This window comes from Micromonospora sp. NPDC048907, assembly GCF_055586885.1.
In genome coordinates this window covers 112,747-135,390 of sequence record NZ_JBVJHI010000003.1, presented here as the reverse complement: position 1 = coordinate 135,390, position 22,644 = coordinate 112,747, and the positions used below count along the sequence as shown (strand labels likewise).

General features: G+C 74.0%; 26 protein-coding genes. 15 read left to right on the top strand and 11 right to left on the bottom strand.

Annotation, left to right across the window (positions count from 1 at the left end; translation table 11 throughout):
• The first annotated feature begins 119 nt into the window (after nt 1–119).
• Both ACZ6PY_RS10120 and rsrA read left to right on the top strand, forming a co-directional pair.
• Nucleotides 120–926 carry a sigma-70 family RNA polymerase sigma factor gene (locus ACZ6PY_RS10120; RefSeq protein ID WP_313718336.1) on the top strand — a complete coding sequence of 269 codons (807 nt, stop codon included), beginning with the start codon at nt 120–122 and terminating at the stop codon, nt 924–926.
• Nucleotides 927–928: 2 nt separating this feature from the next.
• On the top strand, nt 929–1,216 hold the full coding sequence (rsrA, locus tag ACZ6PY_RS10115) for a mycothiol system anti-sigma-R factor (protein WP_154228517.1): 288 nt from the start codon (nt 929–931) through the stop codon (nt 1,214–1,216).
• A 101-nt stretch (nt 1,217–1,317) separates the two neighbouring features.
• Here rsrA and ACZ6PY_RS10110 read toward each other — a convergent pair whose 3' ends face one another.
• Nucleotides 1,318–1,392, bottom strand: coding sequence for a 50S ribosomal protein bL37 (locus tag ACZ6PY_RS10110; protein WP_369700219.1), 75 nt, complete (start codon nt 1,390–1,392; stop codon nt 1,318–1,320).
• A gap of 228 nt (nt 1,393–1,620) precedes the next feature.
• On the opposite strand from ACZ6PY_RS10110, the gene ACZ6PY_RS10105 reads away from it, so the two are divergent.
• A complete protein-coding gene (locus ACZ6PY_RS10105; protein ID WP_466072038.1) occupies nt 1,621–1,836 on the top strand; it encodes a biotin/lipoyl-binding carrier protein in 216 nt (71 codons plus the stop codon).
• Complete coding sequence (locus ACZ6PY_RS10100) at nt 1,833–2,345, top strand: GNAT family N-acetyltransferase (RefSeq protein ID WP_466070981.1); 513 nt, start codon at nt 1,833–1,835, stop codon at nt 2,343–2,345. The genes ACZ6PY_RS10105 and ACZ6PY_RS10100 overlap by 4 nt, the downstream gene beginning before the upstream one ends.
• Before the next feature lie 28 nt (nt 2,346–2,373).
• Here ACZ6PY_RS10100 and ACZ6PY_RS10095 read toward each other — a convergent pair whose 3' ends face one another.
• Nucleotides 2,374–2,943, bottom strand: a complete 570-nt coding sequence (locus ACZ6PY_RS10095; RefSeq protein ID WP_466070980.1) for a TetR/AcrR family transcriptional regulator — start codon at nt 2,941–2,943, stop codon at nt 2,374–2,376.
• 115 nt (nt 2,944–3,058) lie between these two features.
• On the opposite strand from ACZ6PY_RS10095, the gene ACZ6PY_RS10090 reads away from it, so the two are divergent.
• The gene (locus ACZ6PY_RS10090; protein WP_466070978.1) at nt 3,059–4,651 is read left to right on the top strand and encodes an MDR family MFS transporter; all 1,593 of its coding nucleotides are present in this window, start codon (nt 3,059–3,061) and stop codon (nt 4,649–4,651) included.
• Between the two features lie 94 nt (nt 4,652–4,745).
• Here ACZ6PY_RS10090 and ACZ6PY_RS10085 read toward each other — a convergent pair whose 3' ends face one another.
• Complete coding sequence (locus tag ACZ6PY_RS10085; protein ID WP_466070976.1) at nt 4,746–6,566, bottom strand: tetratricopeptide repeat protein; 1,821 nt, start codon at nt 6,564–6,566, stop codon at nt 4,746–4,748.
• 184 nt (nt 6,567–6,750) lie between these two features.
• Between ACZ6PY_RS10085 and ACZ6PY_RS10080 the strand changes: the two genes are divergently transcribed.
• A complete protein-coding gene (locus ACZ6PY_RS10080) occupies nt 6,751–7,782 on the top strand; it encodes an SIS domain-containing protein (RefSeq protein WP_466072036.1) in 1,032 nt (343 codons plus the stop codon).
• A 25-nt stretch (nt 7,783–7,807) separates the two neighbouring features.
• Nucleotides 7,808–9,355, top strand: a complete 1,548-nt coding sequence (locus ACZ6PY_RS10075) for a sensor histidine kinase (RefSeq protein ID WP_466070974.1) — start codon at nt 7,808–7,810, stop codon at nt 9,353–9,355.
• Between the two features lie 17 nt (nt 9,356–9,372).
• Here ACZ6PY_RS10075 and ACZ6PY_RS10070 read toward each other — a convergent pair whose 3' ends face one another.
• Nucleotides 9,373–10,938: a glycosyltransferase family 39 protein gene (locus tag ACZ6PY_RS10070; RefSeq protein WP_466070972.1), complete on the bottom strand. Its 1,566-nt coding sequence runs from the start codon at nt 10,936–10,938 to the stop codon at nt 9,373–9,375.
• A gap of 342 nt (nt 10,939–11,280) precedes the next feature.
• Between ACZ6PY_RS10070 and ACZ6PY_RS10065 the strand changes: the two genes are divergently transcribed.
• The 4 genes from ACZ6PY_RS10065 to ACZ6PY_RS10050 are packed head-to-tail and all read left to right on the top strand — an operon-like array spanning nt 11,281 to nt 14,652.
• Nucleotides 11,281–12,993, top strand: a complete 1,713-nt coding sequence (locus ACZ6PY_RS10065) for a nitrite/sulfite reductase (protein WP_313718345.1) — start codon at nt 11,281–11,283, stop codon at nt 12,991–12,993.
• Nucleotides 12,990–13,148 (top strand): hypothetical protein, encoded by a 159-nt coding sequence (locus ACZ6PY_RS10060; protein ID WP_466070970.1) that lies wholly within the window; start codon nt 12,990–12,992, stop codon nt 13,146–13,148. Before ACZ6PY_RS10065 ends, ACZ6PY_RS10060 begins: the two co-directional genes overlap by 4 nt.
• Nucleotides 13,145–13,909: a phosphoadenylyl-sulfate reductase gene (locus ACZ6PY_RS10055; RefSeq protein WP_466070968.1), complete on the top strand. Its 765-nt coding sequence runs from the start codon at nt 13,145–13,147 to the stop codon at nt 13,907–13,909. The genes ACZ6PY_RS10060 and ACZ6PY_RS10055 overlap by 4 nt, the downstream gene beginning before the upstream one ends.
• A complete protein-coding gene (locus ACZ6PY_RS10050; protein WP_466070966.1) occupies nt 13,891–14,652 on the top strand; it encodes a sirohydrochlorin chelatase in 762 nt (253 codons plus the stop codon). The genes ACZ6PY_RS10055 and ACZ6PY_RS10050 overlap by 19 nt, the downstream gene beginning before the upstream one ends.
• A 114-nt stretch (nt 14,653–14,766) precedes the next feature.
• Here the strand turns inward: ACZ6PY_RS10050 and ACZ6PY_RS10045 are convergent, their stop codons facing one another.
• Nucleotides 14,767–15,024, bottom strand: a complete 258-nt coding sequence (locus tag ACZ6PY_RS10045; RefSeq protein WP_088975879.1) for a WhiB family transcriptional regulator — start codon at nt 15,022–15,024, stop codon at nt 14,767–14,769.
• 447 nt (nt 15,025–15,471) lie between these two features.
• Nucleotides 15,472–16,422: a diacylglycerol/lipid kinase family protein gene (locus ACZ6PY_RS10040; protein WP_433283273.1), complete on the bottom strand. Its 951-nt coding sequence runs from the start codon at nt 16,420–16,422 to the stop codon at nt 15,472–15,474.
• Between the two features lie 43 nt (nt 16,423–16,465).
• Here ACZ6PY_RS10040 and ACZ6PY_RS10035 point away from each other — a divergent pair, with 43 nt between their 5' ends.
• Complete coding sequence (locus tag ACZ6PY_RS10035) at nt 16,466–16,855, top strand: hypothetical protein (RefSeq protein WP_466070965.1); 390 nt, start codon at nt 16,466–16,468, stop codon at nt 16,853–16,855.
• 20 nt (nt 16,856–16,875) lie between these two features.
• On the opposite strand, the gene ACZ6PY_RS10030 is transcribed toward ACZ6PY_RS10035, so the two are convergent.
• From ACZ6PY_RS10030 to sodN, 3 genes are all read right to left on the bottom strand, one after another.
• Nucleotides 16,876–17,283, bottom strand: a complete 408-nt coding sequence (locus ACZ6PY_RS10030; RefSeq protein ID WP_466070963.1) for an ATP-binding protein — start codon at nt 17,281–17,283, stop codon at nt 16,876–16,878.
• A gap of 32 nt (nt 17,284–17,315) precedes the next feature.
• The gene (locus tag ACZ6PY_RS10025; RefSeq protein ID WP_466072034.1) at nt 17,316–17,783 is read right to left on the bottom strand and encodes a GNAT family N-acetyltransferase; all 468 of its coding nucleotides are present in this window, start codon (nt 17,781–17,783) and stop codon (nt 17,316–17,318) included.
• Nucleotides 17,784–17,848: 65 nt separating this feature from the next.
• Nucleotides 17,849–18,253, bottom strand: coding sequence for a superoxide dismutase, Ni (sodN, locus tag ACZ6PY_RS10020; RefSeq protein WP_091262331.1), 405 nt, complete (start codon nt 18,251–18,253; stop codon nt 17,849–17,851).
• An 84-nt stretch (nt 18,254–18,337) separates the two neighbouring features.
• Between sodN and ACZ6PY_RS10015 the strand changes: the two genes are divergently transcribed.
• The 3 genes from ACZ6PY_RS10015 to ACZ6PY_RS10005 all read left to right on the top strand — a co-directional run bounded on the left by ACZ6PY_RS10015 (nt 18,338) and on the right by ACZ6PY_RS10005 (nt 21,036).
• Nucleotides 18,338–18,682 (top strand): S24 family peptidase, encoded by a 345-nt coding sequence (locus ACZ6PY_RS10015; protein WP_466070960.1) that lies wholly within the window; start codon nt 18,338–18,340, stop codon nt 18,680–18,682.
• A 140-nt stretch (nt 18,683–18,822) separates the two neighbouring features.
• Nucleotides 18,823–19,998, top strand: coding sequence for an NAD(P)-dependent malic enzyme (locus ACZ6PY_RS10010; RefSeq protein ID WP_466070958.1), 1,176 nt, complete (start codon nt 18,823–18,825; stop codon nt 19,996–19,998).
• A gap of 75 nt (nt 19,999–20,073) precedes the next feature.
• A complete protein-coding gene (locus ACZ6PY_RS10005; RefSeq protein WP_466070956.1) occupies nt 20,074–21,036 on the top strand; it encodes a zinc-binding dehydrogenase in 963 nt (320 codons plus the stop codon).
• A 26-nt stretch (nt 21,037–21,062) separates the two neighbouring features.
• Here the strand turns inward: ACZ6PY_RS10005 and ACZ6PY_RS10000 are convergent, their stop codons facing one another.
• Entirely contained in the window at nt 21,063–22,028 is a 966-nt protein-coding gene (locus ACZ6PY_RS10000) for an alpha/beta hydrolase family protein (protein WP_466070955.1), read from the bottom strand.
• A 67-nt stretch (nt 22,029–22,095) separates the two neighbouring features.
• Nucleotides 22,096–22,623: a nucleotidyltransferase domain-containing protein gene (locus tag ACZ6PY_RS09995; protein WP_466070953.1), complete on the bottom strand. Its 528-nt coding sequence runs from the start codon at nt 22,621–22,623 to the stop codon at nt 22,096–22,098.
• Nucleotides 22,624–22,644 lie beyond the last annotated feature (21 nt).

Genomic DNA, 22,644 nt, shown 5'->3' with positions numbered 1-22,644 from the left:
TCCCAGCGTCGGTCGCGGCCGAGGCGGGGACCAGGAACGGGTGGGGCGGCGTGGAATGTCCGGCCCGGCGGCGAGCGTTACTACCCCCGGATGCGTTTTCCAGCCGAGGGGGGTGACCGGTGCCGACCGAGACACGGAGCCGGGAGCGGGACGAACGGGACGCGCGGCAGCTCAAGCGGCTGCTGGACGCGCCGGACTGGCCCGCCACGGCGTCGGCCGTGAGCACCAGCACACAGTCCGGAAGTGAATCTGCCGACAGGTGGGTACGCGTATCCTCGGCGGGAAAGCATCCGACGCGAGGGGACGTGCGGTTGACGACCGAGAAGACGGACGAGCGCAGGGCCCGCTTCGAGCGGGACGCGATGCCCTTCGTCGACCAGCTCTACGCTGCCGGGCTGCGGATGACCCGCAACCCGGCGGATGCCGAGGACCTGGTCCAGGAGACGTACCTGAAGGCGTACGCCGCCTTCCACCAGTTCGAGCAGGGCACGAACCTGAAGGCCTGGCTGTACCGGATCCTGACCAACACCTACATCAACTCCTACCGGAAGCGGCAGCGCCAGCCCGTCCAGGCGCCCACGGACGAGATCACCGACTGGCAGCTCGCCGAGGCGGAGTCGCACACGTCCAGCGGGTTGCGCTCGGCGGAGACCGAGGCGCTGGACCGGCTGCCGGACAGCGACGTCAAGGAGGCCCTCCAGCAGCTGCCGGAGGAGTTCCGCATGGCGGTCTACCTCACCGACGTCGAGGGCTTCTCCTACAAGGAGGTCGCCGACGTCATGGGCACGCCGATCGGCACCGTGATGTCGCGGCTGCACCGCGGGCGTCGTAATCTGCGCAAGCTGCTCGAGCAGTACGCGGCGGAGCGGGGCTTCACCTCCGCGCCGTCGAAGGGCTCGACCGCCGCCGCCAGCCGGGAGGTGTGACCGTGAGCTGTGGGAAGCCGCACGAGACGGACTGCCGCGAGGTGCTCGCCGAGGTCTACCTCTACCTGGACCTGGAGTGCGGTGAGGAGCGCCGCGTCCTCATCCGGGAGCACCTGGAGGAGTGCGGGCCCTGCCTGCACGAGTACGGCATCGAGCAGGAGGTGAAGGCGCTGGTCGCCCGTTGCTGCGGCAACGAGACCGCGCCGGAGCAGTTGCGTGAGCGGCTGCGGGTCCGCCTGTCCGAGCTGGTGGTCTTCGAGACCACCGAGTCCCGTGAGCTGGCCGACTGACGGCAGCGGCAACGAGCTGAAGACACCGGTGGCCCGGGTCCGTCTGGACCCGGGCCACCCGTGTGTCCGGCCCGGGGGCCGGCACCGACTCCGATCCGGGATCAGGAGTTGGGGCGCTTGCCGTGGTTGGCGCCGCTCTTCTTACGGGCCTTCTTCTTACGGGCCTTCTTCGCCATGCTCTGCCTCCTTGTGCTGGTCACGGTCCGGCCGCGGGCGAGCGCGGCGGAGGTCGCGTGCCGGTTCCCGGGCACCGGGAGCCGACCGCGCTGATGCTAGTGCCGACGCGGGTCGCGGGGGACCGGCGGGGGCGGAACCGGCGTGCCGGGCGCGCTGTGCCGGAGCGTGAGCGGGCTCATGATTGGATACCGTTCGCAGGAACAGCGGTGGAGAGGGAGGGCCCGGAGATGGCCGAGGAGATCCGCGCCGAGATGGTGGCGAACGTCTGGAAGGTCGTCGCGTCGGCCGGGGACACCGTGTCCGAGGGGGACACGCTGGTGATCCTGGAGTCGATGAAGATGGAGATCCCGGTCGTCGCCGAGTCCGACGGCGTGGTGCGGCAGATCGCGGTCAACGAGGGCGACGTCGTGCAGGACGGCGACCTGATCGCGGTGATCGGTTGAGCGGGCTGCGCGTCCGACGGGCGGAGCCGGCCGACTTCCCGGCGGTGGCCCGCCTGACGGTCGCTGCGTACGAGGCCGACGGGCAGCTCAAGGGCGAGACGGGCTACGCGCCGGTGCTGGCCGACGTGGCCACCCGGGCGGAGACCGGTGAGGTGCTGGTCGCCGTCGACGAGGTGACCGGCGAGGTGGTGGGCGCCGTGACGTTCGTGCTGCCCGGCACCCCGTTCGCCGAACTCGCCGGCCCGGGTGAGGCCGAGTTCCGGATGCTGGCGGTCGACCCGGCCGCGCAGGGTCGCGGTGCCGGGGCGGTCCTGGTCGAGGCGTGCGTGGCGCGCGCCACCGAGCTGGGCTGCTCGGCGGTGGTGATCTGCGTACGCAGCGGGATGGCCGCCGTGGCGCGGCGGCTCTACGGGCGGCTGGGCTTCGTGCGGGCGCCGGAGAAGGACTGGGCCCCGCTGCCCGGTGTGGAGCTGCTCGGCCTCCGCCTGGACCTGACCCGCCCGGCCTGACCCGGGTCCGGCCCGCCGGCCGCTCCGGTCAGGAGGCGTCGGCGATCTTCGCGAGCAGCTCGTCGGCGACCTCGAGGGCGATCTTCTTGCGCTCGTCGTCGCTGATGCCGGGTGTGCGGACCGCGAACCAGCTGCTGTGCACGGCGAACAGGGTCAACGTGGCGCGCAGCTGGGCGGCCGGGGAGTCGTCGCCCCGGCTCAGCTCGTGCGCCAGCCGCATCATCCGGTCGCGCATCTGCTGCCCGGCGGTGAGGCTCTTGAGCACCGTCTGGTTCTGCTCGAAGAACCGCATGACCCGCGGCAGTTCACCGGCGAACATGGCGTCGGCGTACCGGCTCAGCAGCGCGCGCCGGGTCGCCAGGGTGGCCGGCTGGGTGTCGGCCCACTCGATGAGCTCGTCCATCCGGCGCAGCCGGTCGTCGACGAAGCTGCTGACGATCTCGTCCTTGCTCTTGAAGTGGTAGTAGAGGGCGGCCTTGGTCACGCCGAGTCGCTCGGCGATCTCCCGGAGCGAGGTCTTCTCGTAGCCCTGCTCGGTGAAGAGCTCCAGCGCGACGGCTTGAATGCGTTGCCGCGTGCCGCCTGTGCTCTCCCTCACCCGTGCCTCACCCAATTCGTTTGACGGTTCCTACTGACCAACTTACCGTCCGGCTAGTAAGGTAACTAGCCGGACGGCAAGTAAGTACGTCACAGATCTTCGGGGGAGCTTACCCATGAGTCAACCAGCCCAGGTGGCGACCAGACCCAATGTCCGGGTCGTCCTCTTCGGCCTGATGATCGCGATGATGCTCGCGATGCTCGACAACATGATCGTCAGCACCGCGCTGCCGCGGATCGTCTTCGAGTTCGGCGGGGCGGACCACTTCACCTGGGTGGTCACCGCGTACGTGCTGGGCACCACGGTCTCCACCCCGATCTGGGGCAAGCTCGGTGACCTCTACGGCCGCAAGGCCGTCTTCCTGACCTCGGTGGTCGTCTTCCTGGTCGGCTCCGCGCTCTGCGGCATGTCCGGGTCCAGCGTGTTCGGCGGCAACGACACCGGCATGATCGAGCTGATCGCCTTCCGGGCCGTCCAGGGTCTCGGCGCGGGCGGCCTGATGGTCGGCGTCATGGCGATCATCGGTGACCTGGTGCCGCCCCGCGAGCGGGGTCGCTACCAGGGCATGATCGCCGGCATCATGGCCATCGCCATGGTGGCCGGCCCGCTGGTCGGCGGCTTCATCACCGACCACCTCTCCTGGCGCTGGGCGTTCTACGTCAACCTGCCGCTCGGCGGCGTTGCCCTGCTGGTGCTCGCCACCACCATGCACCTGCCGAAGTACCGCACCGAGCACAAGATCGACTGGCTGGGCGCCGCGCTGCTCTCCGTCGGCATCACCGCGATCGTGCTCGTCACCACGTGGGGCGGCAACCAGTACGACTGGGCCTCCCCGCAGATCCTCGGCCTCGCCGCCCTCGCACTGGTCACCCTGGTGGCCTTCGGCCTGGTCGAGCGGCGTGCCCCGGAGCCGATCCTGCCGCTGAGCCTGTTCAGCAACCGGAACTTCGCTCTCATCTCGATCATCGGCTTCCTGCTCGGCTTCGCCATGTTCGGCGCCATGAACTTCCTGCCGCTCTACCAGCAGACCGTGCAGGGCGCCTCGGCCACCAACAGCGGCCTGCTGCTGCTCCCGCTGATGTTCGGCATGCTGGTGGTCTCGCTCGTCGTCGGCCGGGCCATCACGAAGACCGGGCGCTACCGCGCCTTCCCGATCATCGGCGGCGTGGTGATGACCGCCGGCATGGGCCTGCTGACCCAGCTCGACCTGGGCACCAGCAAGACCGTCTCCTCGCTCTACATGGTCGTGCTCGGCGTCGGCATGGGCTTCCTCATGCAGACCTCGATGCTGATCGCGCAGAACAGCGTGGAGCAGAGGGACCTGGGCGCGGCGAGCGGCGCGGCCACCTTCTTCCGGTCCATCGGCGGCTCGTTCGGCGTCTCGCTGTTCGGCGCGATCTTCGCGAACCGGCTCGCCGACTCCGCCGCCGGTCCGGCCTTCGCCGGCGGGGGTGGCGGCGAAGGCGGCGCCATGAACCTGGAGAAGCTCAAGGAGCTGTCCGGGCCGGTGCGGGAGGTCGTGCTCGGCGCGCTCTCCGACGCCATCTCGCACGTCTTCTTCTGGGCGGTCTTCTTCACCGTGGCGGTCCCGGTGCTCGCCTGGTTCATCAAGGAGGTCCCGCTGCGCTCGGCGAACGAGGCCCCGCCCGCCGACACCACCCCGGAGGACCAGGCCGAGGCCGCCCTCGGCAGGTCTCCCGTCGCCTGACCCGTCCGCCGCGGCCACGCCGACCCGTTCCCGGGCCGGCGTGGCCGCGGCGTTTCCGGGCTGCGGCCGAGGCTCGGCCGGAGGTGGTGGCGGGTCAGGGACGCCGGCGGAAGAGCCCGGCCAGGCGGCGCCAGAGGCGGCGCAGGGCGCCGGGCGGGGCGGCCGGGACCGGGCCGGCGGCCAGGCTGTCGGCCAGGGCGCGGCTCGGCGGGTCCAGGTCCGGGGTGGCCAGCGCCAGGTGACCCAGCGACACCGCGATCGGCACCGGGCGCTCGCGGGCCACGGCCGCCACGTCGGCGAGCCGTTCGGCCACCACCCGGGCCACGTCGGGGCGGACCGCGGGATCCACCCAGGCGGCGGTGACCAGCGCGAACATCGCCGCCTCGGTGATCCAGTCCTCCACGCCCCAGAGCAGTTCCAGCAGCACCCGCCGCCGGGTGGACTCCGCCCACGGCTCGTCGGTGCGGTGGTGCAGCAGGCCGAGACAGGCCCACACCTGCACGCAGCGCACCCAGAGCGACGGGTCCTGGCCGGCGAGCACCCGCCCGAGGGCGGTGGCCGGCGCCGCCGGCGGGTGCACCAGCACGCCCAGCAGGTCGGCCAGGTCCAGGGTGGCCAGTCCCACCGCGGCGTCGTACGCGGCCGGCGGGTGTGGCCAGGCCGGGTGCGCGAGCTGCCGGATCCGTTCCGCCGCCTCGGCCGACGGGGTGGGCAGGGTGGGCGCGGCCACCGTGCCGTCGTACCGCCAGAGCTGGCAGGTGGTGGCCCGGCGGGGTTCGCGCGGGTCGGGTTCGGCCACCGCGGTCACCTCGACGGCCAGCCCCGGCGCCGCCTCGGCCGCGGTCCGCATGGCGCTCGGTGGTTCCAGCCCGTCCAGGCGTACGGCCAGGGGTGTGTCGGCGGTGAGCGCCTGGCGCAGCGCGTCCAGCACCGCGCCGCCGGCCGGGGTCACCTGGCCCAACCAGGGGCGGCCCCGGCAGCACTCGGCCAGGTCCCCGTGCTCGTGGGTGTCGTCGGGATGTTCCCGCACGAAGTCGGCGAGGGCCACCAGGTGGGCCACGTCCCCGTCGCGCTGGAAGCGCAGCCGGTGGGCGGTGTGCACGGCACAGTCGAAGGTCGGGTCCCTGGCCAGTGCCCGGTCGATCCAATCCAGCGCCTCGTCGAGCCGGCCGTGGTCGGCCAGCGTGCCGGCGATGTCCGCGTAGACCGCCAGGTCGTCGGGGTCGAGGGCGACGGCCCGCTGGAGCGCGGCGAGCGCGTCCCGGGTCCGGCCGGCGCTGCGGTACGCGTACCCGAGCCACACCTCGCCGAGTTTGGTGGGCTGTGCGCGTACCCCCCGGGAGGCCCAGGTGACGGCGAGGGCGACCTCGCCGAGGCGCCGGGCCAGCGCGGAGGCCGCGCCCAGCAGCAGCGGATGGGCCGGGTGCACGGTGACCGCGTTGCGGGCCAGGGTGAGGTACGGGCGCAGCGGGTCGCGCAGCCGGCGGGGGACCGGGTCGGGCGCGGTCGCGCAGACCTGCATGAGGATCCTGGCGGTGCGCTCGGGGTCGAGCCGTTCGGGCAGGTCGGGCGCGGTCACCCAGGGCACGGCGGCCCACTCGGCGGCGGGGGCGTAGCCGGTCGCCGCGGCGAGCAGGTCGAGCCCCTCGGCGGGGCGGCCGGCGGCGGCGAGCAGGTGGGCGCGGGCCACCACCGCGCCGACGAAGGCGTGGTGGCCGAGCGGGAAGAGCTCCAGGTCGCCGCCGCTGGCCGCGGCGAGCCGGGCGAGCACCTCGTGCACCTCGGGCAGCGTGGGGGCCCGGACGAGGGCGGCGGCAACGTGTCCGGCGGCGTGCCGGAGGTCTCCCTCGGCCAGCGCCAGCCGGGCCAGCGCGAGTTCCTCCTCCGCCGAGAGCACGGGGTCGTCCTCGGGCACGTCGTCCTCTCGGGTGGTCGGTCCGCCAGCCGGGCAAGCCTAGGGGATCATGCGGCCAGATGGTGATCCACTGCGCACTCCTGTTCGTTCGATTGCTCACTGTCTCCGAAAGGTGCAAGACTGAGCACCGAACGCGCGGCAATCGCGCAGGAGGGGGTCTTTCGTGACGCGTCCAGGGGCCGGGATGGCCGCCGACATCGACGAGCAGCCGGCCGGCTACGACCGCCTGCTCTCCGCCGAGCACGCCGGGGCGATCGCCCGGGTCGCGGCGGTGATCGCCGAGCGCCGGCCCCGCCACGTGGTCTTCACCGCCCGGGGCACGTCCGACCACGCGGCGCTCTACGCGGCCTACCTCACCGAGATCCGGCTCGGCCTGCCCGCCGGGCTCGCCTCGCCCAGCACCGTCACCGTCTTCGGCGCCCGGCCCGACCTCTCCGACGCCCTGGTGGTCGGGGTCAGCCAGAGCGGCGGCTCGCCCGACCTGGCCGAGGTGCTGCGGGTGGCCCGGGAAACCGGCGCGCTCACCCTGGCCGTGACCAACAACCCCGACTCGCGGCTGGTGGACACCGCCGAGCTGAGCGTGGACATCGCCGCCGGGCACGAACGGGCCGTCGCGGCCACCAAGACCTACACGGCCGAGTTGCTCGCGCTGCTCATGCTCGTCGAGGGCGTACGCGCCGGCGACGGCGTGCTCCCCGCCGAGGAGCGGGAGTGCCTGGCCCGCCTGCCCGAGCTGGCCGAGCGCACCCTGTCCGACGCCACCCCGGCCCAGCTCGCCCCGCGCTACCGGTTCGCCGGCCAGCTCGTCACCACCGGCCGGGGCTACGCGTACCCGACGGCCCGCGAGGCGGCGCTGAAGCTGATGGAGACGTCCTACCTGCCGGCGCTCGCGTTCTCCGGCGCCGACCTGCTGCACGGCCCGCTCGCCATGACCGACCCGGACGTGCCGGTGCTCGCCGTGGTCGGGTCGGGTCCCGGCGGTCGGTCGATGCGCGAGGTGCTGCCCCGCCTCGGCGAGCGCCGCGCCGACGTCGTGGTGGTCGGCTCCGCCGACGTCGGGGCGACCGCCCGGATGGCCGTGCCCGAGGTCGACGAGCGGTACGCCCCGCTGCTCGACATCCTGCCGCTCCAGCGGCTCGCCCTGGCCCTGGCCCTGGCCCGGGGCGAGGACCCGGACGCCCCGCGCGGGTTGAAGAAGGTCACCGCGACGATGTGAGCCCCGGCGTGGCACGCTGTTCAGCGTGTCCACCCTCCGTGACCTCGCCGAGGAGCACACCTCGCTCCGGCCGGCCGACATCGATCACCTGCACCGGATCGCGGGCGACTGGCAGCTCCTCTCCGACCTGTCCTTCGCCGACCTGCTGCTCTGGGTGCCGGTCGACGGCGACGGCACGTTCCTCTGCGTGGCCCAGGTCCGCCCGACGACCGCGCCGACCGCGTACCTGGACGACCAGGTCGGCCGGATCGTCGGCGGGCCCGAGGTGGCGCACCTGGAGGTCGCCCACCGGCAGGGCCGGATCTGGCGGGAGGGCGACCCGGTCTGGTACGGCGACGTGCCCGCGCGGCACGAGGCCATCCCGGTGCGGCTGCGCACCGCCGACGGAGAGTCCGGTGAGGTCGTCGCGGTGGTGGGCCGGGACACCAACCTCTCCACCGCCCGCACGCCCAGCCAGCTCGAACTGAACTACCTGACCACCGCCGACGACCTGGCGCAGATGATCGCCGACGGCACCTTCCCGCCGCCCCGGCACCCGGGCGAGACCACCTCGGCGCCCCGGGTCGGCGACGGCCTGGTCCGGCTCGACGCCAACGGCAAGGTCACCTACGCCAGTCCCAACGCGCAGTCCGCGTACCGCCGGCTGGGCTTCGCCTCCCATCTCGTGGGAGAGGACCTGGCCAAGCTGCACCGCCGGCTGGCCGGCGACCCCCTGGAGGGCACCGACGCGGGCAACGCGGTGCTCGCCGCGCTGCGCGGCGAGGCCCCGCCCCGGCGGGAGATCGACGCCCGGGGCGCCACCATGCTCACCCGCGCGCTGCCGCTGATGCCCGCGGGCGTGCCGATCGGCGCGCTGGTGCTGGTCCGCGACATCACCGAGGTACGCCGCCGCGACCGTGCCCTCATCACCAAGGACGCCACCATCCGGGAGATCCACCACCGGGTGAAGAACAACCTGCAGACCGTTGCCGCGCTGCTGCGCCTCCAGGCCCGCCGGGTGTCCATGCCGGAGGCCCGGGTCGCCCTGGAGGAGTCGGTACGCCGGGTGGCCTCCATCGCCCTGGTCCACGAGACGCTCTCGATGTCCAGCGACGAGGCGGTCGAGTTCGACGGCATCGTCGACCGGGTGGCCAGCGCGGCCACCGAGGTCGCCGCCACCGAGGTGACCGTCGGCATGCGCCGCCGGGGCAGCTTCGGCGTGCTGCCCGCCGAGATCGCCACCTCGCTGGTGATGGTCCTCAACGAGCTGCTCCTCAACGCCGTCGAGCACGGCTTCCCGCCGGCCGGCGAGGAGGGCGCGCCCGGCCCCGAGGGCGGGCCGGAGCCGGTGGTGGTGGTCTCCGCGCACCGGTTCCGCAAGCAGCTGCACGTCTCGGTCGCCGACAACGGCCGGGGCCTGCCCGCCCACTTCGACGCGGAGAAGGGCGGCAACCTCGGCCTCCAGATCGTGCGGGCCCTGGTCACCGGCGAGCTGCGCGGCACCATCGAGCTGCGGAACGGCACCGAGGGCGGCACCGAGGCCATGCTTGTCGTACCCCTGGCGCGCGGCACCGCCGACCGGCTCGCCGGCTGACCGGCCGCCCTCGCCGCTCACCGGGTGAGCAGGGCGACGGTCAGGCCGGGGCGGGGCCACACCTGGCGGACCGTGAACGCGTCGCGCAGGGCGTCGCCCTTCGCCCCGGGCACCGCCGCCAGCGGGTCGGCGCGCCGGCCGGTGACGATCAGCCAGACCCGGTCCACCCCGGCCAGGCACTCGGCCGGGCGGTCGCACTCGGCCGCCCAGAGGTCCGCGCGCTGCCGCTGGTCGCGGACCACCAGCACGTCGCGGGGCCGGCGCGCCCCCAGGTGGTACGCCAGCCCCAGGTCCGGAAAGAGCCAGCTGTCCCGGGGCGAGTAGACGACCGCGTCGCCCGGCTGCTGCCGGTCGGCGACGATCCGGGCCACGCCCGCGTAGTCCACCGGGGCGCTCCGCGGCCACTCGTGGGTGCGCCGCAGCGCCGCCTGGTCCGGCAGCCCCAGCAGGCCGGCCAGGGTCACCACGGCCAGCGCCGGCACCAGCCGTACGCCGGCCAGCGCCGCCCCGGCCAGCAGGCAGGCGAACGGCACCGTGAAGACGAGGTACCGGGTCACCCAGAGCGGCACCGCCGTGCCGGCGGCGAAGAGCAGCAGCACCGGCAGCACGACGGCGGCACCGGGCAGCAGCGCCCGCCGACCGAGCCGGGCCGCCCCCAGCGCGGCGAGACCGGCCAGCAGGCCGCCGACCACCCCGCTCTGCGCCAGCGCGCCGGGCAGCGCGGCCAGGTCGTCGACGCGGACCAGGCGTACCCAGTCGAGTTGGCGGCCGCGCTGCCCCCCGGCCACCAGCACCAGCGGCACGACCAGCACGGCTGCCGGCAGCAGCGCCACCAGCCATCGCCACAGCAGGCCGATGTCCCCGCCGCCGGCTCGCGGCGCGTCCTCGCGCGCACCGGTGTCCGGGGCCGCCTCGCGCGCCCGGGCATCCGCGGCCCGGTCCGACGGGTCGTGTGGCGGCGCCACGCCGGCCGCCGGCCGGCCCCGCACGGCCGCCAGCACCACCACGAGGGCGTGTGCGGCGAGCAGGGTGAGGGCGATCAGGTGGAGCAGGCCGAGCGCGGCGACGGCCACCGCGTACCAGGCCCAGCGTCCCCGGGCCGGCCGGCGCAGCGCGCCGACGAGCAGCAGCGTGGCGAGCACGGCGAGCAGGGTGGCCGGCGCGTACGGGCGGGCCTCCTGGCCGTACCGGGAGGTGGCCGGCAGCACGGCCAGGAGCAGCCCGGCGAGCAGGCCGGCCCGGGGGCCGACCAGCCGGGCGCCGAGGCGGGCGGTGAGCGCGGCGGCCCCGGCCATGGCCAGCGCGGACGGCAGCCGCAACGCGGTCGGCGAGGTGCCGGACAGCGCCGTCCAGCCGTGCATGAGCAGGTAGTACGGCCCGGTGGCGGCGTCGATCGTGCCGGCCAGCCGGATCAGGTCGGGGACCGGGCGGGTGGCCGCGCTCCAGGTCGCCAGCTCGTCCCGCCACGGCTGCGCGTGCCCGATCCCGGCGAGCGTGACCACCAGGGTGAGCAGGCCGGGGATCGCCCACACCGGCCAGTCCCGGCGGCCGTGCGACGGCGGGGGCTCGGCGGGCGGGGTCACATCCCGCAGCGTCACACAACGGGACCGCCCGCCGGGCCGGTAAACCGATCCGCGCGCTGCCCGTGATGTGGGATCACACACTCGGTCATTGGCCGGTCATCGACGGCTGTGGGAGCATGTGGGCTATGACCGCCGCTGTCATCCGCCGCTTCGTGGCCCGTCGCCACGTCGATTACGGCCGTGTCCGCAGCGCGATCTGTCCGGCCCACTGACGACGCCCGACCCATCCGTCTCGGGCGCGTTCCGCGCCGGCCGTCATCGACATCGCCGTCCTCGGCCCCTATCCAGGGCCGGCCGCCGCGTCCGCGCTTTCAGGCACAGCAGACAACGGAGGACGCCGCGATGGCGGTCAGCAGCACCACCACGACCCGGCCCGACACCCCGGCACCGGCCGCCCGGGCCCCCCGCCGGCCGCGTGGTGAGGGACAGTGGGCGCTCGGGCACCGCGAGCCGCTCAACCCCAACGAGCGGATCAAGAAGGACGACGACCCGCTGAACGTGCGGGCCCGGATCGAGAACATCTACGCGCACCGGGGCTTCGCCTCGATCGACCCGCAGGACCTGCGCGGCCGGTTCCGCTGGTGGGGCCTCTACACCCAGCGCAGGGCGGGCATCGACGGCGGGCGCACCGCCGTGCTGGAGCCGCACGAGCTGGAGGACGAGTTCTTCATGCTCCGGGTGCGGGTGGACGGCGGTGAGCTGAGCCTCGCCCAGCTCCGGGTCGTCGCGGACATCTCCCGGGAGTTCGCCCGGGACACGGCCGACATCACCGACCGGCAGAACATCCAGTACCACTGGATCCGGGTCGAGGACGTGCCGGAGATCTGGCGCCGGCTGGAGGCGGTCGGCCTGCAGACCACCGAGGCGTGCGGCGACTGCCCCCGGGTCGTGCTGGGCAGCCCGGTCGCCGGGGTGGCCCGGGACGAGGTGCTCGACCCGACGCCCGCGGTCGACGAGATCGTCCGCCGGTACGTCGGGGACAAGGCGTACTCCAACCTGCCCCGCAAGTTCAAGACCTCGATCTCCTGGCTGGTCGACACCCCGTACGAGGCGAACGACATCGCGTTCCTCGGCGTCGAGCACCCCGACCACGGTCCCGGCTTCGACGTCTGGGTGGGCGGCGGGCTGTCCACCAACCCGATGCTGGCCAAGCGCCTCGGCGTCTGGGTGCCGCTGGCCGAGGTGCCGGACGTCTGGGCCGGCGTGGTCGGCATCTTCCGCGACTACGGCTACCGCCGGCTGCGCAACCGGGCGCGGCTGAAGTTCCTGGTCGCCGACTGGGGCGTGGCGAAGTTCCGCGAGGTGCTGGAGAAGGAGTACCTGGGCCGGGCGCTGCTCGACGGCCCGGCCGCGGCGCTGCCGGCGAAGCCGGTCGACCACATCGGCGTGCACCCGCAGCGCGACGGCGCCAACTACGTGGGCGCCGCCCCGGTGGTGGGCCGGGTCTCCGGCACCCAGCTCGCCCGGCTGGCCGACGTCGCCGAGGCGCACGGCAGCGGCCGGGTGCGGCTCACCCCGTACCAGAAGCTGCTCGTGCTGGACGTGGCGCCGGAGCGCACCGACTCGCTGGTGGCGGAGCTGCGCGGGATCGGCCTGGAGGCCCGGCCCTCGGCCTGGCGGCGCGGCACCATGGCCTGCACCGGCATCGAGTTCTGCAAGCTCGCCATCGTCGAGACGAAGCGGCGCGGCGAGGAACTGGTGGCCCGGCTGGAGGAGCGGTTGCGCGACTTCGACGCCGACATCTCCATCCACCTCAACGGCTGCCCCAACGCCTGCGCCCGCACCCAGGTGGCCGACATCGGCCTGAAGGGTCAGCTCGTGGTGGGCCCGGACGGCCGGCAGGTGGAGGGCTTCCAGGTGCACCTCGGCGGCGGCCTGGGCATGGCCGCGGGGCAGACCGCCGGCTTCGGCCGCAAGCTGCGCGGCCTGAAGACCACCGCCGACGAGCTTCCGGAGTACGTGGAACGGCTGGCCCGCCGCTACCTGGCCGGCCGGAGCGAGGGCGAGAGCTTCGCCAACTGGGTGATCAGGGTCGACGAGGAGGAATTGCGATGAGCGATGCCCGATCTGCGCCTCTCTACTGCCCCTACTGCGGCGAGGAGGACCTGCGGCCGCACGAAGCCGGGCACGGCGCCTGGGAGTGCCACGCCTGCGCCCGGGTCTTCACCGTGCGGTTCACCGGCCTGCTGAGCCGGGCGGTGGCCCGGTGAGCGCCCTGCGCTCCGCCGCCGGCCTGGGCCTGGTCGGGGTCGCCGGGCCGGCCCCGGCGGACCCGGCCCGGCGCGACCCGGAGGAGCTGCGCGCGCTGGCCGAGCGGGCCGGCCGGGAGCTGGAGGGCGCGCCGGCGCTGGAGATCGCCCGCTGGGCCGCCGAGACCTTCGGCGACCGGTTCTGCGTGACCAGCTCGATGGCCGACGGGGTGCTGGCCCACCTGGTCTCCCGGGTCGCCCCCGGGGTCGACGTGGTGTTCCTGGACACCGGCCTGCACTTCCCGGAGACGCTCCGGGTCCGCGACGAGGTGGCCCGGCGGCTGCCCGTGAACGTGCGCTCGATCCGCCCCCGGATGACGGTGGGGCAGCAGGACGGCCAGTACGGTCCCCGGCTGTTCAGCAAATCCCCGGACGACTGCTGCCAGCTGCGCAAGGTCGAGCCGCTGGAGCGGGCGCTGACCGGCTACGACGCCTGGGCCGCCGGGCTGCGCCGGGACGAGTCGCCGACCCGTGCGAACACGCCGGTGGTGGCGTTCGACGCGCGGCGCGGCAAGGTCAAGGTCAACCCGATCGCGGCGTGGACCCAGCGGGACGTGGACGCCTACATCGCCCGCTACGACATCCCGGTGAACGAGCTGTTCGCCCGGGGCTACGGCTCGATCGGCTGCTGGCCCTGCACCCGCCGCACGAAGGCGGGGGAGGATCCGCGGGCGGGCCGCTGGGCCATGTTCGAGAAGACCGAGTGCGGCCTGCACACCTGACCGCCGAGCCGCCGGTGGTGCTGGTCGCGCACGGCAGCCGGGACCCGCGGGCGGCGGCGGCGACCCGGGCGCTGGCCCGGGCCGTGGCGGCCGCCCGTCCGGGCGTGCCGGTGCTGCCGAGCTGGCTGGACCACACCGACCCCGGTCCCGCCGCGGTGCTGCGGGACCTGGCGTCCGCCGGCCACTCCCGGGCGGTGCTGGTGCCGTTGCTGCTGACCGCCGCGTACCACCGGAAGGTCGACGTCCCGGCGGCGGTGGCGGCGGCCCGCGCGCGGGGGGCGGACATCGAGGTGCGGGTGACCGACGTGCTGGGCCCGGCGGACGGGGTGGTGGACGCCCGGCTGCTGGCGGGGCTGCGCCGGCGGCTGGCCGAGGCGCAGCCGGGCCGGTTCGACGGCGTGGTGCTGGCGGCGGCGGGCACGCGGGATCCGCGGGCGCGGGGCTCGGTGGGGCGGGTGGCCGCCGCCCTCGGCGCCGAGCTGGGCGTCCCCTGCCAGGTGTCGTACGCCTCGGCGGCGCCCCCGGGGGCCGGGGTCGCGGTGACCCGGCTGCGTGCGGCGGGCGCCCGCCGGGTGGCCGTGGCCGCCTACTTCCTCGCCCCGGGCCTGTTCCACGACGCGGTCCGCGCGTCGGCGGAGCGGGCCGGCGCGGTGGCGGTCGCCGATCCGCTGACCGACCTGCCCGAACTCGCCGACCTGGTGCTGCGTCGGGTCGACGCGGCACCGGTCGGCAGCCCGGTGTGACGCGCGTCGCCATCATGATCAGCAAGGGTGCCGGCGGGGTAGCCGGCGGTCATGCGTCCGGACAGCAGAACGCCCCGGCCGGTATCCCGGCCGGGGCGTGCGCGTGCGTGCGAATCAGGCGGAGTGAGCGCGCAGCACCCGGAGCCCGCCGCGGCGCTTCACCGCGCGGCGCTCCTCCTCGCTCATCCCACCCCAGACACCGGCGTCCTGACCGGACTCCAGCGCCCACTGAAGGCAGTGGTCGGTCACCGGGCAGCGCCGGCAGACGGCCTTGGCCTGCTCCACCTGCAGGAGGGCCGGGCCGGACGTCCCGATCGGGAAGAACAGCTCCGGGTCCTCGTCGCGGCAGACGGCATCGTGGCGCCAGTCCATGGCGGCAACACTCCTCATTCTCAAATGGGTGGCCAGATTACGCTTCGTTGCTATTCCTATATGCGTCCGCATTGCCGATCGGTGACGGTCAGCATCCATCAATTCGGCGCTGCGTGAGCAGGCTTGCGACCCGTGGACCTGCCGGAACAGCTCAACCTGCCGAGCATATCCAGGCAATGTCCCGGTAACACGCTTTCGCTTGTGAATACTTTCACGAACTGTCGCGATGTCAAGGGTGGCGCTCGGAAAAACTCCGAACAGTGAGCGGGCTCACCACCCTTTTGTCCGGGTTTCAGAGCGCTCTGGTTACCCGGCGTGCCACAGTCGAGGATCAATATAGTACGGTCTGCGTGACGTTGCTGACATTTCCGGCACCTTCCCTCGGCGTGGCGGCCCCGCGCGAAGCGGTTGCGGTGGTCCGCGTCAACCGACGGCAGTACCCGAGACCTAGCAGATTACTCTCAGTGCGGCAGGGATGGATGCGAATCTGACTTTTTCCCGCTCGCCGAGGTAGTCGCCGTCCAGCTGGAAGGCCAGCGGTCGGGCCGAGAGCAGGGTGAACTCGGCCACGTCGTGCAGCCGGAGCACCTGCCGGCCGTGCGGATCGGGTTCCCGGGCGAAGAACTGGGTCACCGTGCGTGCCGTACTGGCCACCTTCAGCTGCCGCATCGCGAGCACGTCGAGCCCCAGGTCGAACGAGGCCTCGGGATTCGGGTTGATCTCCCGGTCGCCCAGGTACGTCCACGGCGCGGTGTTCTGGATGATGACCGTCCCGAGGTCGGTCTCGGCCGCCTCCCCCGGGCGCTCCAGCGAGATCGACGGGTGCCGCCGGTCCGAGGCGAGGAAGTACTGGCTCACCGTGGAGCGGAAGTAGAGCGCCGGCGTGGACACCCGGCCCCGCTTGCGGGCCCGCTCGACCCGCTGGATGACGGCCGCGTCGATGCCGAAGCCCGCGCAGAAGGTGAAGTAGCGGTCGTCGGCCCGGCCCAGACCGATGGTGCGGGAGCGACCAAGCCGCAGCCCCTCCAGGATCATGCTGGTCCCGTCCGGCCACTCCCGCGGCAGGCCCAGAGCCCGGGCGAAGACGTTCGTCGACCCGCCCGGGACGGTGGCCAGCGCCGGCAGCCGCTCCGCCGTGGTCCGCCCGGTGCGGAAGGTCGGCGGCTCGGCGGCCATCAGGCCGTTCACCACCTCGTTGACCGTGCCGTCGCCACCGAGCGTCACCACCAGGTCGACGCCCTCCTGCGCGGCCTCCCGCGCGAGGTCCATGGCGTGACCCCGCCGGCGCGTGTACCGCACCGACAGGTCGACTTCGCTGCGCAACGCCCGGACCAGCACGTCCCGGCTGCGCTCGCTGGTGGTGGTGGCCTTCGGATTGACCACCAGGACGGCCCGCATGGGCGGCACTGTACCGCGCCTACCCACGGGTATCGTGTCGCGCGTGACGATCGACTCCGGCCCGGCCCCCGGCACGCTCCGTGGGGCGGTGCTCCTGCTGCGCGCCGAGGCGGTGGCCCTCGGCCTGGTCGCGGCCTGGCTGGTCTGGTCCGACCTGACGGCGCACGCCACCGACCTGACCTCGGCGCTGCTGGTGACCGCGTTCGCGGTCGCCGGGGCCGTCGCGCTCTGGGCCCTCGGCACCGCGCTGGCCCGCCGCCGGTCCGGAGCCCGGGCGCCGGCCATCGTGCTCCAGCTCATGCTGCTGCCGATCGGCTGGTACATGATCCAGGGCGGCCTGGGCTGGCTGGGCGTGCCGCTGATGGCCCTCGGCCTCGGGGTCACCGGCCTGCTGGTCAGCACGCCGACCAACCGGGCGCTCGGCTTCGACTGACGCCGCGCCGCGCGGGACGGTCAGTAGCCGGAGGCGCGCCGGGTGAGCAGGGAGATGGTGGCCCGCCCCTCGGCGGCCCGGGCGTTCGCCGCCGTGGTCAGCGCGGTGAGCACCTTCCAGGCGAAGGACGACTCCGAGGGGAGCGTCGCGCCCCGCACGGTCGGCACGGTCACCTCGACGGTGAGCGCGTCGTCGGTGACCGCGAAGCGGCACTCCAACTCGGCGTCGCGGGTGGCGATGGCGAGCAGCATGGCGCACGCCTCGTCGACGGCGATGCGCAGGTCCTCGATCTCGTCGAGGGCGAACTGGAGCCGGGCCGCGAGACCGGCGGTGGCGGTGCGCAGCACGCCCAGGTAGCCGCCGTCGGCGGGCACCGTGAGGTGCACGATGTCGTCGTCCGTGGTCGGCTGGCCGGTCAGTTGAGTCACGCCTCATCCCCCCGGTGCGGGACTCTACCCGGTCAGGCCTCCGCCCGCGTGGGGGCGGCCGTCGCCCGCCCCGCGAGATCGCGCAGCGCCGTCCCGGCCAGCCGGTACGGCACCCACTCGTCCATCGGGGTGGCGCCGATCGCGGCGTAGAAGCGGGCGGCCGGGTTCCAGTTGATCATCCACCACTCGAGCCGCCGGTAGCCGCGCTCGACGCAGATCGCGGCGAGGGTGGCGAGCAGCAACCGGCCCGCGCCGGTGCCGCGGGCGGAGGGCCGGACGTACAGGTCCTCCAGGTAGATGCCGTGCACGCCCTCCCAGGTGGAGAAGTTGAGGAACCACAGGGCGAAGCCGATCGGCTGGTCGGCGGGATCCACCGCGACGTGCCCGAACAGCGCCGCGCCACGGCCGGGAGCGGTCGGGAAGAGGGCGTCGGTGAGCTGTTCCTCGGTGAGATGGCACTGCTCGGGTGCGCGTTCGTAGTCGGCGAGTTCGTGCACCATGGCGACGACGGCCGGCACGTCCTCGGGACGCGCCGGCCGGATCGTCGGTGCCTGGGCGGGCAGGCTCACGCCTGCTTGGTCTCCCAGAAGATCTTGGCGATCTCGTCGATCTTCTGCAGCAGCTGGTCGGCGACGGCCGGGTCCATGCTGCCCTTGGCGCCGGCCGAGCCGGCGAGCTTGGTGGTCTCGTTGAAGAGCTGGTGCAGGTGCGGGTACTTCTCGAAGTGCTGCGGCTTGAAGTAGTCGGTCCAGAGCACCCACAGGTGGTGCTTGACCAGCTCCGCCCGCTGCTCCTTGATCAGGATGGCGCGCGTGCGGTACTCCGGGTCGGTGTTGGCCTGGTACTTCTCGCAGATCATTTTGACCGACTCGGCCTCGATCCGGGCCTGCGCCGGGTCGTAGACGCCGCACGGCAGGTCGCAGTGCGCGCTGGCGGTCACACGGGGCGTAAGGATGCGAGGAAGGCGCATCAGGGTCCTCCATGGGATGTTTGCGATGATCCAAGACGACACTACTCCTGGAGATGCTCCCCGGCGGGCGGGAGGTGAAACCCCGTGGGTGCTGTGGATCACCGGCTGCGCCGGCCGCTGGTACCCGTCCTCGTCACCGGACCCTCCATGGCCCCGACCCTGCGGCACGGCGACGCCGTGCTGGTGCGGACGGGGGGCCGGCCGGTGCGCCCCGGCGACGTGGTGGTGGCGGTCTTCCGCAGCCGCCCCGACCTGCTCGTGGTCAAGCGCGCGGTCCGCCGGCAGGACGGCGGGTGGTGGCTGCGCGGCGACAACGACCTGGTCACCGACGACTCGCGGGCGTACGGGGTGGCCGACGTGCGCGGTCGGGTGGTCCTCCGGTACTGGCCGCGTCCGGGGCGGGTCACCGGCGGGCCGCGTCGGATATGACCCCGATCACACCCCGGTGCCGCATGCCTGACTATGCTCGGAAAGTGCCCGGGTGACCCCCCGCACCGCCGCCCCGCTGGCCGCTGACCACGCGTGCCGAGCCGGCCGGTCCGTCTGCTCGACAGATCCTGGAGTCACCAATGTCTACGTCCACCCCGGACCCCGCTGATCCCGTTTTCCGGCTGCACCTCGGCGGCAAGATGGCCGTCGCCTCGACCGTGCCGCTCACCAGCCGGGAGGACCTCTCCCTCGCGTACACCCCGGGAGTGGCCCGGGTCTGCGAGGCGATCGCCGCCGACCCGGACCTGGCCGACGACTACACCTGGGTGTCGCACACCGTCGCCGTGGTCACCGACGGTTCCGCCGTACTCGGCCTGGGCAACATCGGTCCGCGCGCGGCGCTGCCGGTGATGGAGGGCAAGGCGGTGCTGTTCAAGCAGTTCGCGGGCGTCGATGCCGTCCCGATCTGCCTGGACACGCAGGACGTGGACGAGATCGTGGCGACGGTGCGGGCGCTCGCCCCCTCGTTCGGCGGGATCAACCTGGAGGACATCAGCGCCCCGCGTTGCTTCGAGGTGGAGCGCCGGCTGGACGAGGCGCTCCCCATCCCGGTCTTCCACGACGACCAGCACGGCACCGCCATCGTGGTGCTGGCCGCCCTGCGCAACGCCGCCACCCTGCTCAACCGCAAGCTGGGCGACCTGCGGGTGGCGGTCAGCGGGGCCGGCGCCGCCGGCGTGGCCGTGACGAAGATGCTGGTCGCCGGTGGCGTCAACCCGGACCAGGTGGTGGTCTGCGACTCCAAGGGCATCATCGGCCGGCACCGCGAGCTGACCGGGACCAAGTCCGAGCTGGCCGAGACCACCAACGCCGGCGGCCGGCAGGGCGACATCACCGAGGCGCTGCGCGGCGCGGACGTCCTGGTCGGCGTCTCCGGCGGGCAGATTCCCGAGGCGGCGGTGGCCGGCATGGCCCCGGGGGGCATCGTCTTCGCGCTGGCCAACCCCACCCCGGAGGTGCACCCGGAGGTGGCCGCCCGGCACGTGGCCGTGGTGGCCACCGGGCGCAGCGACTACCCCAACCAGATCAACAACGTGCTGGCCTTCCCGGGCGTGTTTCGGGGCGCGCTGGACGCCCGCGCCACCCGGATCACCGACGGGATGAAGGTGGCCGCCGCCGACGCCATCGCCAACGTGGTGGCCGAGTCGCTGACGGCGGAGGCCATCGTGCCCTCCCCGCTCGACCCGCGGGTCGCTCCCGCGGTGGCCGAGGCGGTCGCCGAGGCGGCCCGCCGCGACGGGGTCGCCCGCCGCTGAGCATCGCGGAAGGGGACCATCCGCACGGCTTTTGTGGGGAAGGTCCCCTTCTGAACGAGCGCTCAGCTTGTTACGGTGCCGATCATGCGTGCTGCCTTCGCCTCGGCCTTCGACGCCGACAACCCGCTCGCCGCGCTCACCGTCGGCGACCGCCCCGAGCCGATCCACCCCGAGGACGACTGGGTCACCGTGCAGGTCCGGGCCAGCTCGCTCAACCACCACGACCTCTGGTCGCTGCGCGGGGTGGGCCTCAGCGCCGACCAGCTCCCCATGATCCTCGGCTGCGACGCGGTCGGCACCGACCCGGACGGCAACGAGGTGGTCGTCTACCCCGTGGTGCCCACCCGGGGCGACCCGCGCGGGGTCTCGATCCTCTCCGAGCACTTCGCCGGCACCTTCGCCGAGCGGGTGGCCGTACCCAGGATGAACCTGCTGCCGCTGCCCGACGGCCTCTCGGCGACCGACGCGGCCTGCCTGCCGACGGCCTGGCTCACCGCGTGGCGGATGCTCACCACCCGGGGCCGGGTCGGCGACGGCGAGTCCGTGCTGGTCCAGGGGGCCGGCGGGGGCGTGGCCACCGCGGCCGTGGCGCTCGGCGTCGCACTCGGCAAGCGGGTGTACGCGACGAGCCGCGACGCCACCAAGCGGGAGCGGATCACCGAGCTGGGCGCGACCGCCCTGGAGCCCGGCGCCCGGCTGCCCGAGCGGGTCGACGTGGTGATCGAGACGGTCGGCGCGGCCACCTTCGACCACTCGCTGAAGTCGGCCGCCCCGATGGCCCGGATCGTGGTCTCCGGCGCCACCGCCGGCCACGAGCCCAAGGTGAACCTGCGTCGCGTCTTCGCCATGCAGCTGGAGATCCTCGGCACCTCGATGGGCACCCCCGACGAGCTGACCGAGCTGCTGGCGTTCTGCGCCGAGCACGAGGTGCGCCCGGTGGTGGACAGCGTGGTGCCGTTCAGCCGGATCGAGGAGGCGTTCGCCCGCCTGCAGTCCGGTGACGCCTTCGGCAAGGTCGTCGTCGACCACACCGCCTGACCGGCCACGCCGCCCTGGGCGACCGGTCAGAGATGGTCGTCCAGGGTGGCCACGCCGCCGCGGGTGGCGTCGGCCGGGAGCCGCTTCTTCGCCGCCGCGTCGCCGTAGAGCGTCCAGCGGAGGAACTCGACGGTGGTGTCGGCGACCACCCGCAGAGCCCGGCCGTCGGTGAGCAGGGCCCGCCCGTGGTCGCCGTCGGGCAGGCTGAGCATCGCCTTCGGCCACGGCACCGCGTCGTAGACCGCCTTGCCGGCGGCGTAACCCACCACCTCGTCGGCCTCACCGTGCACGAAGAGCTGCGGCGCCGCCGCCCCGGCGAACGCGGTGCCGACGCCGAGCGCCGTGCCGGCGAAGACGATCCCGGCGTCCAGGCGCTCGTCCCGGCCCGCGGTGAACAGCCCGATCGTGGTCACCCCACCCGCGCTGTGCCCGGTCGCGGCCACCCGCTCCGGGTCCAGCCGGCCGTGCAGCGGGTCGCCCGCCTTCCCGTCGAGGGCGAGCACCTGGGTCAGCACGTACGACACGTCGGCCGGCTGGTTGAGCACGTCGAGCGGGTTGCCGTCGCCGCCGGCGCCGGTGTGCGGGAACTTCGGCGCGGCCACCACGAACCCGGCCGCCGCCCAGCGGGTCAGCAGCACCTGGTAGTCCTCCGGCCGGCCGCCCAGGCCGTGGCTGAACAGCACCACGGGGAACCGGCCGGACGCCGCCGGCGCGGACCGCTCCGGCGCGCCGCCGGCCGCACCCCGCGCCGGGTACCAGAGGGTCACCGGCAGCGGGCGGTCGCCGTCGCGGTTCAGCTTCACCTGGCGTACGCCGACCGCGAAGCTCTCCGTGGGTGCGTGCCCGGCGGGCACCTGCGGCGCGGGCGTGGTGGCCTTCGGCGGGGCGTCGGGGGCGGCGCGCCCGGCCGGGGCGGAGCCGCCCGAGCAGCCGACCAGACCCGTGCTGAGCAGGGCGGCGGCGGTGACGAGGGCGGCAGGACGACGGCGCATGAACACGATTGTGCCTCGCGCTGCCGGGCGACCGGTCGGCATCGCACCCCCGCGTGACGCGATCGCCTCAACCGGTCGGCGGCCGCCCCGCCCGCAGCCGGTCCAGGTCGGCGGCGTCCTTCGCCCGGCGGGGCCGGTCGGGCATCCAGACCGGGTACATCTCCTTGAACTCGATCTGGGCGGCCACGCTGATCACCGGGGCGGTCCGCGGGCCGATCCGGCCCGGCGGGGCGTCCAGCATCCCCTCCGGCAGCGGGGTGCCGGCCCACGGCCCGGCCCCGACCACCACCCGTCCCTCCGGGTCCCGGTCCAGGTACGCGAAGCTCAGCTCGACGTCGCCCCGGACGAGGTCGAGCTGCTTCTCGACAGGCATCCGGGGGTCGGGGGCCCAGCCCAGCCCGCCGAGCCGGGCCGCCAGCGGGCCGGCGTCGCGCCGCCAGCAGTACCAGTCGACGTCCACGTGCGGCCGGCTCACCGCGCCGAGGTGGAAGTCCATCGCCCACCCGCCGCGCAGCCACACCGCGATCCCGGCCGCGCCGGTCAGCGCCACCACCTCGCGGATCGCGTCGAGTTGCCGCCCGGCCAGCCCGTCCATCCGGGGGAGGCTACCGAGGCG

Bases quoted from the DNA above. Each gene is read 5' to 3' on its own strand.
- ACZ6PY_RS10105 (WP_466072038.1), top strand. From the start codon at position 1,621: ATGGCCGAGGAGATCCGCGCCGAGATGGTGGCGAACGTCTGGAAGGTC.
- ACZ6PY_RS10090 (WP_466070978.1), top strand. From the start codon at position 3,059: ATGAGTCAACCAGCCCAGGTGGCGACCAGACCCAATGTCCGGGTCGTC.
- ACZ6PY_RS10080 (WP_466072036.1), top strand. From the start codon at position 6,751: ATGGCCGCCGACATCGACGAGCAGCCGGCCGGCTACGACCGCCTGCTC.
- ACZ6PY_RS10065 (WP_313718345.1), top strand. From the start codon at position 11,281: ATGGCGGTCAGCAGCACCACCACGACCCGGCCCGACACCCCGGCACCG.
- ACZ6PY_RS10060 (WP_466070970.1), top strand. From the start codon at position 12,990: ATGAGCGATGCCCGATCTGCGCCTCTCTACTGCCCCTACTGCGGCGAG.
- ACZ6PY_RS10045 (WP_088975879.1), bottom strand. From the start codon at position 15,024: ATGGACTGGCGCCACGATGCCGTCTGCCGCGACGAGGACCCGGAGCTG.
- ACZ6PY_RS10040 (WP_433283273.1), bottom strand. From the start codon at position 16,422: ATGCGGGCCGTCCTGGTGGTCAATCCGAAGGCCACCACCACCAGCGAG.
- ACZ6PY_RS10025 (WP_466072034.1), bottom strand. From the start codon at position 17,783: ATGGTGCACGAACTCGCCGACTACGAACGCGCACCCGAGCAGTGCCAT.
- sodN (WP_091262331.1), bottom strand. From the start codon at position 18,253: ATGCGCCTTCCTCGCATCCTTACGCCCCGTGTGACCGCCAGCGCGCAC.
- ACZ6PY_RS10010 (WP_466070958.1), top strand. From the start codon at position 18,823: ATGTCTACGTCCACCCCGGACCCCGCTGATCCCGTTTTCCGGCTGCAC.
- ACZ6PY_RS10000 (WP_466070955.1), bottom strand. From the start codon at position 22,028: ATGCGCCGTCGTCCTGCCGCCCTCGTCACCGCCGCCGCCCTGCTCAGC.
- ACZ6PY_RS09995 (WP_466070953.1), bottom strand. From the start codon at position 22,623: ATGGACGGGCTGGCCGGGCGGCAACTCGACGCGATCCGCGAGGTGGTG.